Raw genomic sequence first — 16,995 nt, 5'->3', positions numbered from 1 at the left:
AGGACAGAAGTAAAATCTGTCCTTTTTTATCTAAATTAATTTCTATGAAAAAAATACTATTACTAACTTTTTTATTATGCCAATTTTCAATATTTGCGCAATTATCATGGGAAGGAGGCATTACCCCAACAGAATCCCAACCTGCCACCCTTCTATTTGATGCTACAGGCACACCATTGGAAGACTATACGGGAATCATTTATGCGCATACAGGTGCAACAATTAATAATACATCACATTGGACCAATGTAATAGGTGACTGGGGAAATAATTCTGTACAACCGGCCTTAACACCTGTTTCGGGCAATATCTATAGCCTCGAAATGACCCCATCTATAAAAGGTTTTTACAGTAACCCTAGTGGCACAATTACAGCTATTGATATTGTTTTAAGAAGTGCTGATGGAAGTTCCCAATCAACCGACCTTAACATTTTAATTGATAGTGTTGTTAACGAGCTTACACTAACTTCCCCGTTGGAAGAATTAACAATTGTAGATTCTGGTACACAAATAACTATTTCGGCAACTACTACGGTTATTTCAGACTTTTCATTAAAGGCTAACGGAAGTGAGATTGATACAGCATCAAGCACTACCAATTACGGTTTTGATTTTATAGTAAAAGAAGACACCGATTTTATATTAGAAGCCAACGATGGAAGTCAAATTTTAAGCAAAAGCTTTAGTGCTCGCTTAACACCTTTAAACCCTGTCCCAACTGGTCTGTTGGATGGTATAAATTTAGATCCAAATGACAATACCAAAGCAACATTGGTACTCTATGCACCGGGTAAAAGTACAGTACATATAATTGGAGATTTTAATAATTGGCAGGAAGATGCAACTTACCTAATGAACCAGGATACCGCGCGTGACAGGTTTTGGTTAGAATTAACAGGTTTAACACCGCAATCCAACCACATGTTTCAATACCTTGTAGATTCTCAATTACGAATAGCAGACCCTTATTCTACAGTTATTTTAGATGAATTTAATGACCAATATATTGAATCGGTTACTTATCCTAATTTGCCTTCCTATCCCACTGGATTAACTAATCATGCCGTAACATTATTGAGAACTGGTGATTCAGATTACAACTGGCAAGTCACAAATTTTCAAAGACCTAAAAAAACCGATTTGGTTATTTATGAATTACTCATAAGGGACTTTGATGCACTTCATAGTTTTGATGCCGTTAAAGCCCGACTTGATTATTTAGAAACTCTCGGGGTTAACGCTATAGAATTTATGCCCCTAAATGAGTTTGACGGCAATTTAAGCTGGGGTTATAATCCTTCATTTCATATGGCATTAGATAAACACTATGGAACTGCAGAAGCATTCAAACAACTCATTGACGAATGTCACAAACGTGGTATAGCGGTGTTGGTTGATGTGGTTTACAACCATGCATCGGGACAAAATCCTTATTATCGCATGTGGAATACCGAAAATGGAGGCTACAACGGTCAGGCAACAGAAGACAATCCGTTCTTTAACGCTACTCCTAAGCATGCCTATAATGTCTTTAACGATTTCAACCATCAATCTACAGCCACCAAACAATATGTTGAGCGCACCGTGAAATATTGGATCGAGGAATATAACGTAGATGGATTTCGCTGGGATTTAACTAAAGGATTTACGCAAAATTGTTCGGAAAACGATGGCGGATGTACCGATAACCTTCAGCCCGATAGGATAGAAATCCTAAAAGAATATGCAGACTACCAATGGGAAACAGATTCAGATTTCTATATAATTTTTGAGCATCTAGGTGGCATATCCGAAGAAAAGCAATGGGCCGATTATCGTGCCGATGAAGGTAAGGGCATCATGCTTTGGAATAACCTCAACCACGATTATGCCGCTTTGATGGATGGTAATGCGAACATTTCAAACCTTTCTTATAAAGTAAAAGGCTTTGATGGGCCTTCGGCCGTTTCCTATATGGAAAGCCATGATGAAGAACGACTAATGGTTGACGCAAGCAATGTTAATGAGTATTTAGAACGATTAGAATCATTTGGCGCATTTTTCTTTACGGTACCTGGACCTAAAATGATTTGGCAATTTGGAGAGCTGGGGTATGACGTAAGTATCGACTTTAACGGCCGTACAGGAGAAAAGCCCATTCTTTGGGAATATTTTGAAGACCCCAAAAGACGAGCAGTTTATGAAACTTGGTCAAAAATTATTGATTTAAAGATTAATGAGCCCATATTTGAGACAGAAACCTTTACGACCAATCTTATGGATGCAGGAAAAGCCGTCCACCTTTCATATGATGGTGCCACCGCCAATGATATTCAATATATCACGATTATAGGAAATTTTGGAACAAGTACCATGAGTATCAATCCAGAATTCCAAACCACGGGTACTTGGTATAATCTATTAGAGAACAATGCCCCAATTCAAGTTGATAATGTATCGACCACCATTGAATTAGCTCCTGGTGAATATCGCATATACGGGGACAAACCTTATATAGACGCGAATGATTTAGACAGTGACGGTGTTACCAATAATAACGATCTTTGTGCCAACACCCCTTTTGGAACAACTGTTGATGCCAATGGTTGCGAAATATTTACGCTCCCCGTTACCAATTTTAGCATTCAAACGGGCAGTGAAACCTGTTCCAATAGTAATAATGGTACCGTTACCATTTCGGCTGATTTAAATTTAAATTATGGCATTTCCATTACAGGAAATGGTATGGATATCCAAGATACTTTTACCACTATTTATTCTGCCGAAAATTTAGAAACCGGAACTTATGAAGCTTGTATTACCATAAAAAACCAATCAGGTTATGAGCAATGCTTTAGTATAAGCATTACTGAACCCGAGGACATTTCGGTGGCTTCGAAAATTGATAAAACCAAAGGTACCGTAAGCTTAAATATGGGTGGAAGTGATTCCTATTATATAACCTTAAACGGCTCTACCATACAAACTTTCCTTTCTAATATTGACCTGGAATTGCAACCGGGAGCAAATACTATAGAGGTAAATGGTGAAAAAGACTGTCAGGGCGAATTTAAGGATACCATTTATTTTCATAATCGCATTCAGGCTTATCCAAACCCCGTTAAAGATATACTTGACGTTTATTTAGGAAATTCAACTTCAGAAAAAACGATTCAACTATATTCTCTTTTAGGCAAATTGGTCTATGAATATATTGGATATGAAAACAATATAAAGATATCTACTTCAAATTTAACCAAGGGTGTTTACATACTTACCATAAATGATAAGATTGAAAACAACCAATTAAAAATAGTTAAACAATGATAAAGCAATTCTATATATATGCAGGCATTTTATTGATTTTTGGTTGTAGCAGTGGAGACTCCAATCCAGAACCAGACCCGAAGGAAATAGTACCACCGAATTCTGCTACGTTGGTCTTTCCCAATAAAAATGCAGAGTGTAATGAAGGCACTAATATAACTGATACCGAAAGCGACGTAACATTCGATTGGGAAGATGCAGAAAACACAACCTCGTATCAATTAGTTCTTAAAAATTTAGATACTCAAACCATTGCCCAATATAATAGCACTGTTTCAGACCTAACCATTACTATTTTGCGCGGTACGCCATACGCATGGTATGTGGTGTCTAATAATGAAACAGCCATCATAGCAAGAAGTGACACTTGGAATTTTTACAATGCCGGTGAGGCAATTAAATCGTACGCTCCATTTCCGGCTGAGTTAATTTCTCCAAATATGGGGGAGTCCTTAAGCGAAAATATCCCCAACGCATTTTTACAATGGAAGGGCAACGATATTGATGATGATATTGAAAACTATGATTTACTTTTTGGCTCGAGTAACCCTCCAACAGAAACAGTAGCAACAGACATTATTAAATCTGAATATTTGGTAAATGTTGTATCTGGAAATACATATTACTGGCTTGTAAAAACATATGACAGTAAAGGAAATACATCAAATTCTGAAGTTTTTGAGTTTAAAGTAAATTAATGGTGTTTTGTTTTAGACAGTTCTAAAACAAAACTAATTAGTTTGTTTAGTTTAGTTTGTTGGAAAGCTCCTTAAAAAAGGAGCTTTTTTCATATACTAACCATAGTAAAGTTCAAAAAAAGTATATTTGGGTAATGATTAAAAATACAAAGTTGAATCGATAAAAATGGTTGGATATCTATTTAAACCTTCCGATAAAAACTGATAGCAAAAAACTACAAATGAAACCATTCAAAATATTTCTGATCCTTATTTCTATATTCTCTCAGCTAAGCCATTCCCAAACCAGAACAGTAAAAATTCTGGATACCGACTGGAAATTTAAAAAAGGTGATTACCAAAATGCTTCACAAATGAGTTTTGACGATTCCAAATGGCAAACCGTTAAAGTGCCGCACGATTGGGCCATTTATGGTCCGTTTGACAAAGAAATCGACAAACAAACCACGGCCATTATACAGAATGGCGAAAAAGTGGCCACCGAAAAAACAGGCCGAACTGGATCATTACCGCACATAGGGACCGCTTGGTACAGAAATACATTCGATATTACTGAAGTCCAAAAAGACAAAAAAACAATTTTGCTTTTTGAAGGTGCCATGAGCGAACCGCAAGTCTACTTGAATGGCAAAAAAGTAGGCGAATGGGCTTATGGATACAGTTATTTTTATTTTGACGTTTCTAGTTTTATAAAAGAAGGCGAAAACATCTTGGCCGTTAAACTAACCAATAAAGAATTCGCTTCACGCTGGTACCCTGGCGCTGGCCTTTACCGAAAAGTCAGCCTCATTATAAAAAACCAAGAAAGCATCAACCAATGGGGTACTTTTATTACCACACCTTATATTAGTGATAGCATTGCTAAAGTGAATGTGAAAACCAAAGTATCAAGTACAAATGGATATTTAGTTACAAGCATTTTTGATTCCGATGGCAACGAAATCACTTCACTTAAAACATCAACAAAATTCGGGAACGAATTTGACCAAAACCTAAAAGTCGAAACCCCAAAACTTTGGAGTCCCGAAACCCCATATCTATATACAGCTGTCTCTAAATTGTTTGTTGACAACGAATTAAAAGATGAAACATCAACACGTTTTGGTATTAGGAATATTAAATATGAAGCCCAAAAAGGTTTTAGTCTGAATGGCGGGATAACCAAGTTTAAAGGCGTTTGCCTGCATCATGATTTGGGACCATTGGGAACGGCGGTTAATAAAGCGGCATTACGTAGGCAATTAACCATTTTAAAGGACATGGGCTGCAACGCTATAAGAAGTTCACATAATATGCCGTCGTTTGAACAACTTGAGCTTTGCGACGAAATGGGCTTTTTGTTCTTGGCCGAAAGTTTTGATGAATGGAAAAAGCCCAAAGTAAAAAACGGATACAATCGATTTTTTGATGAATATGCCGAAAAAGACGTTGTCAACCTAGTTAGAGCCACCCGTAACCATCCTTGTATTGTTATGTGGAGTTCTGGCAACGAAGTTCCAGACCAATGGGGTGCAGAAGGCGTGAAACGTGCTAAATGGCTACAGGATATTTTTCACAGAGAAGACCCAACCCGACCCGTAACTGTGGGTATGGACCGCGTAAAAGCAGTAATGGAGTCTGGCTTTGGTGCATTGCTGGACATCCCAGGGCTTAACTACCGTATTCATCTATACGAAGAAGCATACAACAAATTTCCGCAAGGGTTTATTTTGGGGTCTGAAACAGCTTCAACAGTGAGCTCGCGCGGTATATACAAATTTCCAGTAGTTCAAGAAAAGATGAAGCAATACGACGATTTTCAATGTTCTTCTTACGATTTAGAAGCTTGTAGCTGGTCTAATGTGCCAGATGAAGATTTTGTATTGCAAGATGACAAGCCTTGGGTAATGGGCGAGTTTGTCTGGACTGGTTTTGATTATTTGGGTGAACCAACACCATACGACGAAAGCTGGCCTTCACGAAGTTCTTATTTTGGAATTTCCGATTTAGCTGGTCTACCCAAAGACCGTTTCTATTTATATCGAAGCCGATGGAACACTAAAGACGAAACCTTACACATTTTGCCTCATTGGAACTGGAAAGGACGTGAAGGAGAAACAACACCGATTTTTGTTTACACCAATTACGATAGTGCAGAGCTTTTTATAAACGGAAAAAGTATGGGTATCCAAAAGAAAAATGATTCTACACCTCAAAACAGATACCGTTTAATGTGGAAGGATGTAAAATATGAACCGGGGGAAGTTAAAGTTGTTGCTTTCGAAGATAACCAAAAACCAGTTGTCGAGAAAACCATAAAAACTGCAGGGAAACCTTATAAAATTGTTTTGTCTCCAGACCGAAAAGTAATAAAAGCCAATGGTAAAGACATTAGTTTTATTGAAGTTTCTGTATTTGATAAAAATGATATTCCTTGTCCAACAGCCAACAACCAACTAAAGTTTAAAGTTACTGGAAATGGCACTTACAGAGCGGCATGTAATGGCGATGCCACCTCATTAGAAATGTTTCATTTACCAACTATGAAATTATTTAGTGGTAAATTGGTCGTGCTAGTTCAATCATCATATAAAGCTGGAGATATTATATTGACCGTTTCTGGTAAAGGATTGAAAAAGAATGTAGTTAAAATAAAGTCAGTAAAATTTTAAACGCATGATAACCGTAATCTATAAATACCGAGGAGCCTAACATTATTAACTACAAAAAAAATATTTATTTCCCAGACCAATCAAGCATGGTTTGGATATAAACAGGAATCTCCATTCAAGGTGGCAAAGATGGCCTAGATACAATATGCCAAGAGAAAAGTCTGTTTACCAAGTAACCGTCGACAGTTTTTATCAATAACGAAAGTTTCAATATCGTTTTAAAACCTTTGTTGATGATACCAATTATGTTACTGGCATAGATAAGCCTTAAAATACAACGAAATAAAAAACACGTCAACATTATAGCGAAACACATTAATATCTACAGTTCAAACCGCCCTATTCGCAAATAAGAGTTTTTCGGTGAATATCGAACCAAAAAGTTTTTATTTCAGTTCACAACTTTTCTTCCGTTTGATTAATAAATCAAATCAGAAGGAGAACCCAGAGGATAAGACAATCAGCTAAAGTCGGCATATGTTTCTACCCCATATTTACTCCTACCCCAAATAAAATATATCGTTACATTCTTGATATAGGGTAAAATAACTTCGTAGCCAAAACCCCTTTTCAATACTGACATTCAAATAGTTCCTGACAAAAGTCATAAAATAAGAATATTGATTTACATAATTTTAGTACCTACTCATTACGAGTTTTACAATTCTCTATTGTTAATTAAAATATTCACTTATGGACACCAATAATATCAAAATCAAATTCGAACAGGCCGAACAATTTCTTAAATCAGCGCAAAGCGAATTGAATAGACCGGCAGAAGATGTCGTACCATATATGGTATGCAGAAGTGTGCGTAACTCCATATCCTCTTATTTAATGGGATTTCTATTAAAAAATGATGTAAGGTTTAATGAAGAGGATACTGCAGAGCTTTTGCTCAAAAAATGCCAAGCCATCAATGATAAGTTCAAAGATTTTGATTTGAGCCCAATAACATTTACTAAGGATTACGAGTATAGCGCTGAATTTGACCAAATGGAAAACTGTATTGATTTAGCCGCATATACCAAAGAATTAGTTGACTAATCATGCCATATTAATTGGTAAGTAATCATTAAAATAATGCATCAAAAAATCTCATCCTATGAGCACGTCGATATTTCAAAAAAAAACAGAAAAGAAAAACAAATCAATTGATTTTAAATATCCTGGTAAACCGGTTGCCACCGATGGAAACACGGCAGCAATCATGTGTGAACGTGAATCCACCGATGCCGCTGGAGCATATCCCATTACACCCTCCACACAAATGGGTGAATTTTGGGCTGATGCAGCCGCCAAAGGGCACTTGAATATTTCTGACAAACCATTGATATTTATAGAGCCAGAAGGAGAACATGCAGCAGCAGCGGTAACCGCTGGTCTGTCAATGACTGGTTTGCGTGCAGCTAACTTTTCATCCGGTCAAGGTATTGCCTACATGCACGAATCACTCTATGCTGCAGTAGGTAAGCGACTTACCTATGTGTTAAATATTGGTGCACGAGCAATGACCAAATCTACCCTAAACGTCCACGCCGGTCATGATGATTATCATGCTGTGGATGATACGGGGTTTTTTCAAATGTTCGCTAAAAAAGCACAACACGTTGCTGACCTGAACATTATAGCACACCGTATTGCGGAATTGGCTCTTACTCCAGGTATCATTGCACAGGATGGTTTTTTAACTACTCATTTAATCGAGTCGTTTCTTTTACCAGAACGCGAATTGATTAAAGAATATCTAGGCCGGCCCGATGATATTATCAAAACACCAACGCCTGCCCAACGTATTATTTATGGTGAAACACGTCGCCGTATTCCCGAGCTATGGGATGTAGACAATCCCTTAATGGCAGGTATAGTACAAAACCAAGACTCCTACATGCAAAGTGTAGCTGCTCAACGTCCTTTCTTCTTTGATCACATTGAAGAATTGACAGACCGAGCCTTTGAAGAATACCATGAACTTACAGGTAGACGTTATGAACGCGTTATGACTTACCGAGCAGAAGATGCCGATTACCTTATTTTAGGTCAGGGAAGTTTGATACCAAGTGCCGAAGTCGTTGTGGATTACTTACGTGAAAAACGTGGAATTAAAGCAGGAGTAGTTGACTTGGTGATGTTCCGACCATTCCCAGCAGACATGCTCGGTGAGATATTGAAAGGAAAAAAAGCGGTTACCATTTTAGAGCGACTGGACCAACCACTGGCTGTCGATTCACCCATTACTCGAGAAGTTCGGTCTGTTTTGAACAAGTGTATTGAAAACGGTATAAATAAAAAACAGAAACCTTACCCTAAACTAACCTCATATACTTTATCGGATATCCCAGCAATTTATTCAGGGGCATTTGGTTTGGGTAGCCGGGATTTACAGCCAGAAGGCATCATAGGAGCGATTGAAAATATGCTACCAGATGGCAAACATAAAAAGCAATTTTATCTGTCCATAGATTTTATTCGAACAGTACCGAATTCACCAAAGCAAAAGGCATATCAGGAAACCATTGAAGCATCTTATCCCAATATTAAAGAATTGGCCGTTAGGGGATCTGAAAACCCCAACCTTATGCCAAAAGATGCCATCACAGTACGTTTCCACTCCATAGGTGGCTGGGGTGCCATTACTACAGGTAAAAACCTCGCGATGACCTTGTATGAACTACTGGGATATAACATTAAGGCGAATCCAAAATATGGCTCGGAGAAAAAAGGGCAACCTACCACCTACTATCTAGCTGCCGCTTCTGAGCCTATTCGAATAAATTGCGAATATTACTTCGTTGATGTGGTGTTATCACCAGACCCGAACGTATTTAAACATACCAACGCGCTAGCTGGACTTAAAAAAGGTGGCAGTTTCATTATCCAGAGCGATAAAAAAACTCCAGATGAAGTATGGGGTGAAATTCCTGAACATTACCAAAAGGTAATTATAGATAATGATATTCATGTGTTCTATATTGATGGATTCAAAATTGCACGTGAAGAAGCGACCGATCCCGAATTGCAATTGCGTATGCAAGGGATTGCCTTCCAAGGTGCTTTTTTCGCTGCCTCTCCACTAATGAAAAAATCTGGATTATCAGAAGAAAAATTATTAAAAGCGATTGAAGACCAACTACAACACAAATTTGGATCGAAGGGCCAACGCGTTGTTGATGATAATATGCGTGTGGTAAAACGTGGTTTTGATGAAGTACATGAAATTACCAAAAAAGAATTAGGAGCCAAAAACAAAACAAATGGTAGTGTTGTGGCTGGTGTACCAATTCCAAGGATGATAAAAGAAATCCCTCAGAGTGAATCTAAACTTAGTGATATTCATCGCTTTTGGGAACAAACAGGTAATTTCTATTTAAAAGGAATGGGAAATGACAACCTTACCGACCCATTCATAGGTTTGAGCGTGATGCCAGCTGTTTCATCGGTATTTAGAGATATGACAGGTATTCGTTTTGAACATCCAGAATGGGTTCCAAATAACTGTACGGCTTGTGGTGATTGTTACACCATTTGTCCTGACACAGCTATACCCGGACTTGTTAGTGATGTGTCCGATGTTTTTGACACCATCATAAAACGGGTAAAAAGGAATCATGGAAAAGTTGAGCATTTACCCAAAGCAGTGCGTAAACTAGAAGGTCATGTTCGAAAATTATTTTCCGCCTCAAAAAATGGGGCAACTGTTAATGATTTTATTAAGCATGGCATTGATATGACTCTTGACGGCTCCGATAACCGTGCGGAATTAGCCAAAGAATTTGATTGGTTTAAAGATGAATTGGGAGAATTTAAATTCGCTTTAACCCGCCCCTATTTTGATAATCATGAGAAAAAAGAAGAAAATAGTGGAGGGTTATTCAGCATAACCATTAATCCAACTACATGTAAAGGATGTATGGAATGTGTGAAAGTCTGTAATGACGAGGCACTTATTAAAATACCTCAAACCGAGGGCTCAATTGCAAGATTGAACAAGGAATGGGATTTGTGGATGGATTTACCCAGTACACCTCAAAAATTTAATCGTATTGATGATTTAGAGGAAAAAATTGGTCCACTCGAAACCATTCTCTTGAATAAAGAGGCTTACTTGAATTTTGCTAGTGGTGATGGCGCATGTTTGGGTTGTTCCGAGAAATCAGTAGTACATATTTTTACTGCAACTGTTGAATCCCTCATGCAGCCGCGTATTGAAAAACACATGGCGTATTTGGAGGAACTTACAGATAAACTGGAAAAACACATTCAAGTTAAATTAATGAATCGGGTGAATTTGACCGACTCAGAAACCATGTCCAAAATTGTTACCGAAATGCAAAATTCAGATTTAACCATGGCTGAAATAACCCGTAGGTTAGAATCTGAACAGGGTGGCGAGCCGGTGGACCAAGAATGGCTAAGGAACGTGACTCAACTGCTTGCTCAGTTGAAAAATCTCAAATGGAAATATACTAATGGAACTACAGGTAAAGGTCGCTCTAACATGGGAATGCTTAACTCCACTGGTTGTACATCGGTATGGGGCAGCACCTGGCCATTCAACCCTTATCCATTTCCTTGGGCCAATCACTTATTCCAAGATTCAACGTCTATGGCCATGGGAATCTTTGAAGGCCATATGGCTAAAATGGCTGATGGCTTTAAAGCTATACGTAAGGCAGAATTGGAGCTCGAAGGAAAATATGATGCCGCTGAGCATGACGATTTCTTCACCTATTTCAATTGGAAACAATTTACCGACAAAGAATGGTTGCTATGTCCGCCAGTAGTAGCACTTGGTGGTGATGGCGCTATGTATGATATAGGTTTCCAAAACCTATCTCGTTTGATGGCTTCCGGAAAACCGATAAAAGTCATCATTGTTGATACACAGGTATATTCCAATACAGGTGGTCAGGCTTGTACTTCAGGGTTTATCGGCCAGGTTTCAGACATGGCTCAATACGGTAAAGTATGGAAAGGAAAAAGCGAACCTCGAAAAGAGATTGGTCTCATTGCCATGGCTCATAGAAACACCTACGTTATGCAAGCCACATTGGCCAATACGGGTCAAATGATTGAAGGGTTCATTGACGGTTTGATGACCAAACGTCCAGCGCTTTTCAATCTGTATACAACCTGTCAGCCTGAACATGGTGTGGCAGACGATTTGGGTGCACATCAGGCAAAACTGGCTGTAGAATCCAGAGCTTATCCTATATTCAAATACAACCCAGACCATGGAATAAAAGCTAGGGAAGCATTTGATTTAGCTGGTAATCCGGCTATAGATCAAGTTTGGCCTACCTACAATTTAAAATATCTAGAATATGGTCAAGAACAAAAGATGCAATTACCTATGACGTTTGCAGATTTTGCATTAACCGAGGCACGATTCAGGAAACACTTTAGAAAAGTACCGCGAAACGCCTGGAATGATAATATGATTTTGTTGGCTGAATTTTTAGAATTGGATGACAACGAACGTGAAGGCAAATTCCCTTATATCTGGGCTGTAGACCGAAACCAAAAACTCAACCGAGTTTTGGTTGCAAAACCTATTGTTGAATCTTGTGAAGAACGACGGGATTTCTGGTTGATGTTGCGTGATATTGCAGGCGTAGAAATAGAAAAACCACAAGAAGAAAACCTTGAAGAAAAAATAAGAAACGAGGTGGTTGGAAATATCGCGCAAGGTCTCATGAAACTTGCTGGCGGAAATGGCAATGGTATTCTGAAAATGGCTATGGATAAACCAGCAGAAAACAATGGTGTAGCAGTTGAAGAGCAGTCAACAAATGGGGAGTATATGGCACCGTGGTTGGAAACAGATGAATGTACCTCATGCGATGAGTGTATTAAGCTCAACTCGAATATTTTTGCTTACAATGAAAATAACAAAGCGTACATAAAAAATCCGAAAGCAGGACCTTATGAAGATTTGGTTAAAGCAGCAGAAAAATGCACGGCCGGTGTTATTCATCCAGGATTACCTTCTGAGCAATTAGCAAAGGATATGGAAAAATGGATAAGCCGAGGCGAGAAGTATAATTAATATACAAATAGCATAATGGCATTTTTCAATTTTTATAAAGACACGTTTAAACACGGTATCCACCCGCCGGAAAGCAAGGACGAAACTAATAGTTTGGCTATAAAGCAGTTTCCATTTTCACCGGTTATTATTTTGCCAATGGCACAACACATCGGTGCGCCTTCAGAAATAATGGTTCGGGAAGGACAGGAAGTGCATCGTGGTCAATTACTAGCGAAAGCAGGTGGTTATGTTTCTGTGCCCATGCACGCTCCGGTATCTGGTACGATTCGAAAAATTGCAAATGTCCCCACTATTTCGGGAAAAATGTCTCCCGGTATTTTTCTTGAAGCATTTCCTTTTTCAACTCAGGAAGTGCTTGAAGGAAGTCCGATTGACCCTGACACGGCCACATCTGAAGAAATTCTTCAGGGAATTCAAGATGCCGGCATTGTAGGGCTGGGTGGCGCTGCATTTCCAACACATGTAAAGTTGAAAGTTCCTGAGGGAAAAACATGTGACACACTGATTATCAACGGCATTGAGTGTGAGCCCTATTTAACTACAGACCACCGTGTCATGTTAGAACAAGAAAAGGACATTTTTAATGGCATTAAATATTTATTGAAAGCTACGGGAACACAAAAAGTGATTATTGGTATTGAAGCCAATAAGCAAGATGCCGCTAATCATTTAAAAAAACATATCCCCAAAGGTTTGCCTGTTACCGTAAAAGTACTCCCTGTTAAATATCCACAGGGAGCGGAGAAAATGTTGGTCACATCCATTTTGGGTGAAGAAATTCCGTCAGGAAAGCTTCCTATAGAAGTTGGTGTGGTTGTTGTAAATGTTGCGACAACTGCAGAGATAGGCAGATTGCTGCCCCATGGTCAAGGCATACAGGAGCGGGTCATTACTATTGCAGGCCCGGGGGTTAAAAAGAAAGGAAATTATACCATTCCAATAGGCACACCATTACGTTTTGTTCTTGAACAGGTGGGAATTGACGAAGAAATCAGCGAAGTATATATGGGTGGCCCCATGATGGGGGTTGCTGTTTCAAACCTCAACATATCTATTGTTAAAGGCACATCAGGCATTCTAGTTTTTACAAAAAAAAATGTAAATCGAATACCTAAAACATATCCTTGCATTAAATGTGGTGCCTGCGTAGATGCTTGTCCTATTTTATTGAATCCATCTAAACTGGGTATACTGGCAAAATTTGAAGCCTATAACGAAATGGCTTCAGATTTTAATCTAATGGATTGTTTTGAATGCGGATCGTGCACCTATGTATGTCCTTCTCACATTCCATTGGTACAGTATTTTCGATTGGCAAAACGAATCGTAAGAAAGCGCGAAGTTCAAAAAAACAGAATTTAAATGCTCAAAAAAACTTTAGATATTAGCTCGTCGCCGCATATTGTTAAAGGGCGAAGTACCGAAGACATTATGAAAAACGTGGTTTGGGCGTTATTGCCAGTTGTGTTTTTCTCCGTCTATTCTTTTGGGATAAATGCTTTACTGGTCATTCTTACAGCCACCCTTGCCAGTGTAATAGCCGAACATGTTTTATGTAAACTATCCAAAAAAGAAACTACTGTTGGCGATTATTCAGCAGTAATTACGGGTTTACTATTAGGGCTTTCTTTACCTCCAAGCTTTCCATTATGGATGACTTTCATAGGAGGAGTTATTGGGATTACTCTCGGTAAATATATTTTTGGAGGTTTAGGCTATAATGTATTTAATCCAGCACTTGTTGCCAGAGCTGTTTTACAGGCAGCCTTTCCGGTTGCAATTACCACATGGCATCCTGCATTTTTGTCCAACCGATTCTCAACTATTTCCGAGTCGGTATTTACTTGGCCGTTTATGGAGCCTCAATATGATGCTATTTCGGGAGCAACTCCCCTTTCAGCCTTTAAATTTGACGGAATCACAACATCGACAGCAGAGTTAGCTTTTGGCCAAATAAGCGGTTCGACAGGAGAAACCTGTGCCATAATCATTGCTTTGGGTGGTGTCTATTTAATTGCACGAAATATGATGTCTTGGAGAATTCCAGTAGCGGTACTGTTAAGTGCTTTCTTATTAAGTGGAGCACTTTATTTATTCAATAGTGAGCTTTACCCCTCACCTATGTTTATGCTATTGTCTGGAGGATTGATGCTAGGTGCAGTATTTATGGCAACAGACATGGTATCATCACCAATTACGCCACTCGGCTTATGGATTTATGGGGGTATTATTGGCATACTAACCATTATTATCAGAATTTGGGGTGGTTTATCAGAAGGGGTTATGTATTCCATATTGTTGGCCAATGCCATTTCTCCTCACATAGATTCTGTTATCAAAAATCGGGTGTATGGAACAAAACGAAAAATAAAAACCGCATGAGTGAAGTTGCCAACATGAAAACGCAAAACGGTGCGAGCAGTAAAAAAATGCTACTGGCTATGGTGGGCATTGGCATTATAAGCGCATTACTTATTGTGTCAACCTTCGAATTGACGCTTCCTCGTGTACAGCGATTAAAAGCCGAGGCATTAGAAAAGGCCATTTTTGAAGTGCTACCGGGAACTATTAGTACCCGAGCTTTCGGTGTGAATACGAGTGGGGAATTATTCAAAATGCAAGAAGGAAATAAAAATGAAACAACTGTTTATGCAGGATACGATAAGAATGGCAACATTATAGGATATGCAATTGAAGCTTCAGGCCAAGGATATGCTGATATTATAAGGATACTATATGGATACGAGCCTGACAAGGAAATACTCATCGGATTTCAAGTTTTGGAAAGCAAAGAAACGCCCGGACTTGGAGATAAAATAGAAAAAGAGGAACAGTTTCTGAACAATTTCAAAGCACTTGACGTAAGCCTATCAAGTAGTGGAGAATTACAGAACAAAGTTATTACGGTAAAACAAGGTGAGAAACAAAATCCTTGGGAAATTGATGGAATCACTGGAGCCACAATTTCGTCAAGAGCTATAGGAAACATTATTGGAACAAGCACAGCAGAATTAGTTCCAATTCTATATGACCATTACAAGAAGAACCATCAAAAACCAAAAGACCGCAATGAGCAATGATAAACCTTCATCAAAGGAAAAAGTAACCACTACCGATGAATTCATTAAAGGTCTGTGGCGAGACAACCCCGTATTTGTACAGGTATTAGGAATGTGCCCTGTATTGGCCGTTTCCAATACGGCAGAAAATGCCCTTGCTATGGGATTAGCTACAGCTTTTGTTTTATTGATGTCTAATATTCTGGTTTCCTTACTTCGAAATTTTGTTCCTAAGCAGGTACGCATTGCTTCGTATATTCTCATCATCGCCACATTTGTTACGGTAACAGATTATGCCATTCAAGCCATTAGTGTTGAACTGCACAAAAGCTTAGGTGCATTCATCTCCCTTATTGTAGTAAACTGTTTGATTTTGAGTCGAGCAGAAGCTTTTGCATCGAAAAACACCGTTTGGAAATCCATTTTTGATGCTTTGGGCATGGGCCTGGGATTTACATTTGCTCTTTTTTGTTTAGGAGCGGTTAGGGAAATACTTGGCAACGGCTCACTATTCAATATGGCTCTTTTTCCAGAGGGATTTCAAAGTTGGATTGTAATGATATTACCTGCTGGCGGTTTTTTTACTCTGGCCATCTGGTTACTAATAATTAATGGAATGCAAACAAGAAAAGCAAAATCATGAATACGGAATCTTTAGGTGCTATTTTTCTCAATGCTTGTTTAGTCAATAACTTTGTTTTGGCTTATTTCTTGGGTATTTGCCCATTCTTGGGTGTATCTGGAAGAATGGAAACAGCCACAAAAATGGGCGGAGCAGTCATGTTTGTGATGCTAATAAGTTCGATGTGTGCCTATGGGATACATGCCTTTTTGGTAAGCATTGGCGCACCGTTTTTACAACTGATTAGTTACATTGTTGTCATTGCTTCTACGGTTCAATTAGTTGAAATGTTTATCAAGAAAATAAGCCCTGCTTTATTTAGGTCACTGGGCATTTTCCTCCCATTGATTACAACGAACTGTGCCATACTTGGAGTAGCATTATTTCAAACAAATAAAGAATATGGGTTTTTAGAAAGTATAGTCTATGCCCTAGGTGCTGGTGCCGGATTTACATTGGCATTAGTATTAATTGCTGGATTAAGGGAACAGTTAAATTTTGCTGAAGTACCACAAATTTCAAAAGGAACAGCATTGACCCTGTTTATCGCAGGTATTCTATCACTTTGCTTCATGGGCTTTGCAGGTCTGGGCGCTTAAAAAAAT

Annotated in this window: 10 protein-coding genes; all 10 read left to right on the top strand. The window is 38.6% G+C overall.

The genetic code is table 11. The annotated features are described in order from the left end of the window. Nucleotides 1-44 precede the first annotated feature (44 nt). Complete coding sequence (locus ACIEHO_RS13410; RefSeq protein ID WP_406972561.1) at nt 45-3,308, top strand: alpha-amylase family glycosyl hydrolase; 3,264 nt, start codon at nt 45-47, stop codon at nt 3,306-3,308. Next, entirely contained in the window at nt 3,305-4,006 is a 702-nt protein-coding gene (locus ACIEHO_RS13405; protein WP_406972559.1) for a hypothetical protein, read from the top strand. Before ACIEHO_RS13410 ends, ACIEHO_RS13405 begins: the two co-directional genes overlap by 4 nt. A 221-nt stretch (nt 4,007-4,227) precedes the next feature. Beyond that, nucleotides 4,228-6,657, top strand: a complete 2,430-nt coding sequence (locus ACIEHO_RS13400) for a DUF4982 domain-containing protein (protein WP_406972557.1) — start codon at nt 4,228-4,230, stop codon at nt 6,655-6,657. A 693-nt stretch (nt 6,658-7,350) separates the two neighbouring features. Next, a complete protein-coding gene (locus tag ACIEHO_RS13395; protein WP_406972555.1) occupies nt 7,351-7,704 on the top strand; it encodes a hypothetical protein in 354 nt (117 codons plus the stop codon). A 58-nt stretch (nt 7,705-7,762) separates the two neighbouring features. After that, nucleotides 7,763-12,706: a 2-oxoacid:acceptor oxidoreductase family protein gene (locus ACIEHO_RS13390; RefSeq protein ID WP_406972553.1), complete on the top strand. Its 4,944-nt coding sequence runs from the start codon at nt 7,763-7,765 to the stop codon at nt 12,704-12,706. A 15-nt stretch (nt 12,707-12,721) separates the two neighbouring features. After that, on the top strand, nt 12,722-14,071 hold the full coding sequence (gene rsxC, locus ACIEHO_RS13385) for an electron transport complex subunit RsxC (RefSeq protein ID WP_406972551.1): 1,350 nt from the start codon (nt 12,722-12,724) through the stop codon (nt 14,069-14,071). Beyond that, nucleotides 14,072-15,091: an RnfABCDGE type electron transport complex subunit D gene (locus tag ACIEHO_RS13380; RefSeq protein WP_406972549.1), complete on the top strand. Its 1,020-nt coding sequence runs from the start codon at nt 14,072-14,074 to the stop codon at nt 15,089-15,091. It begins immediately after the preceding gene. Continuing rightward, nucleotides 15,088-15,789 (top strand): FMN-binding protein, encoded by a 702-nt coding sequence (locus ACIEHO_RS13375; RefSeq protein ID WP_406972547.1) that lies wholly within the window; start codon nt 15,088-15,090, stop codon nt 15,787-15,789. The genes ACIEHO_RS13380 and ACIEHO_RS13375 overlap by 4 nt, the downstream gene beginning before the upstream one ends. After that, the gene (gene rsxE, locus ACIEHO_RS13370) at nt 15,779-16,411 is read left to right on the top strand and encodes an electron transport complex subunit RsxE (protein WP_406972545.1); all 633 of its coding nucleotides are present in this window, start codon (nt 15,779-15,781) and stop codon (nt 16,409-16,411) included. Before ACIEHO_RS13375 ends, rsxE begins: the two co-directional genes overlap by 11 nt. Beyond that, nucleotides 16,408-16,989 (top strand): electron transport complex protein RnfA, encoded by a 582-nt coding sequence (locus ACIEHO_RS13365; protein WP_406972543.1) that lies wholly within the window; start codon nt 16,408-16,410, stop codon nt 16,987-16,989. The genes rsxE and ACIEHO_RS13365 overlap by 4 nt, the downstream gene beginning before the upstream one ends. The last annotated feature ends 6 nt before the right edge of the window (nt 16,990-16,995 follow it).

It is taken from the genome of Flavisericum labens, assembly GCF_045446075.1.
In the GTDB taxonomy this organism is placed as follows: Bacteria; Bacteroidota; Bacteroidia; order Flavobacteriales; family Flavobacteriaceae; genus Flavisericum; species Flavisericum labens.
Note: the sequence above shows the minus strand (reverse complement) of the source record. Positions and strands in the feature narration are given on the sequence as shown.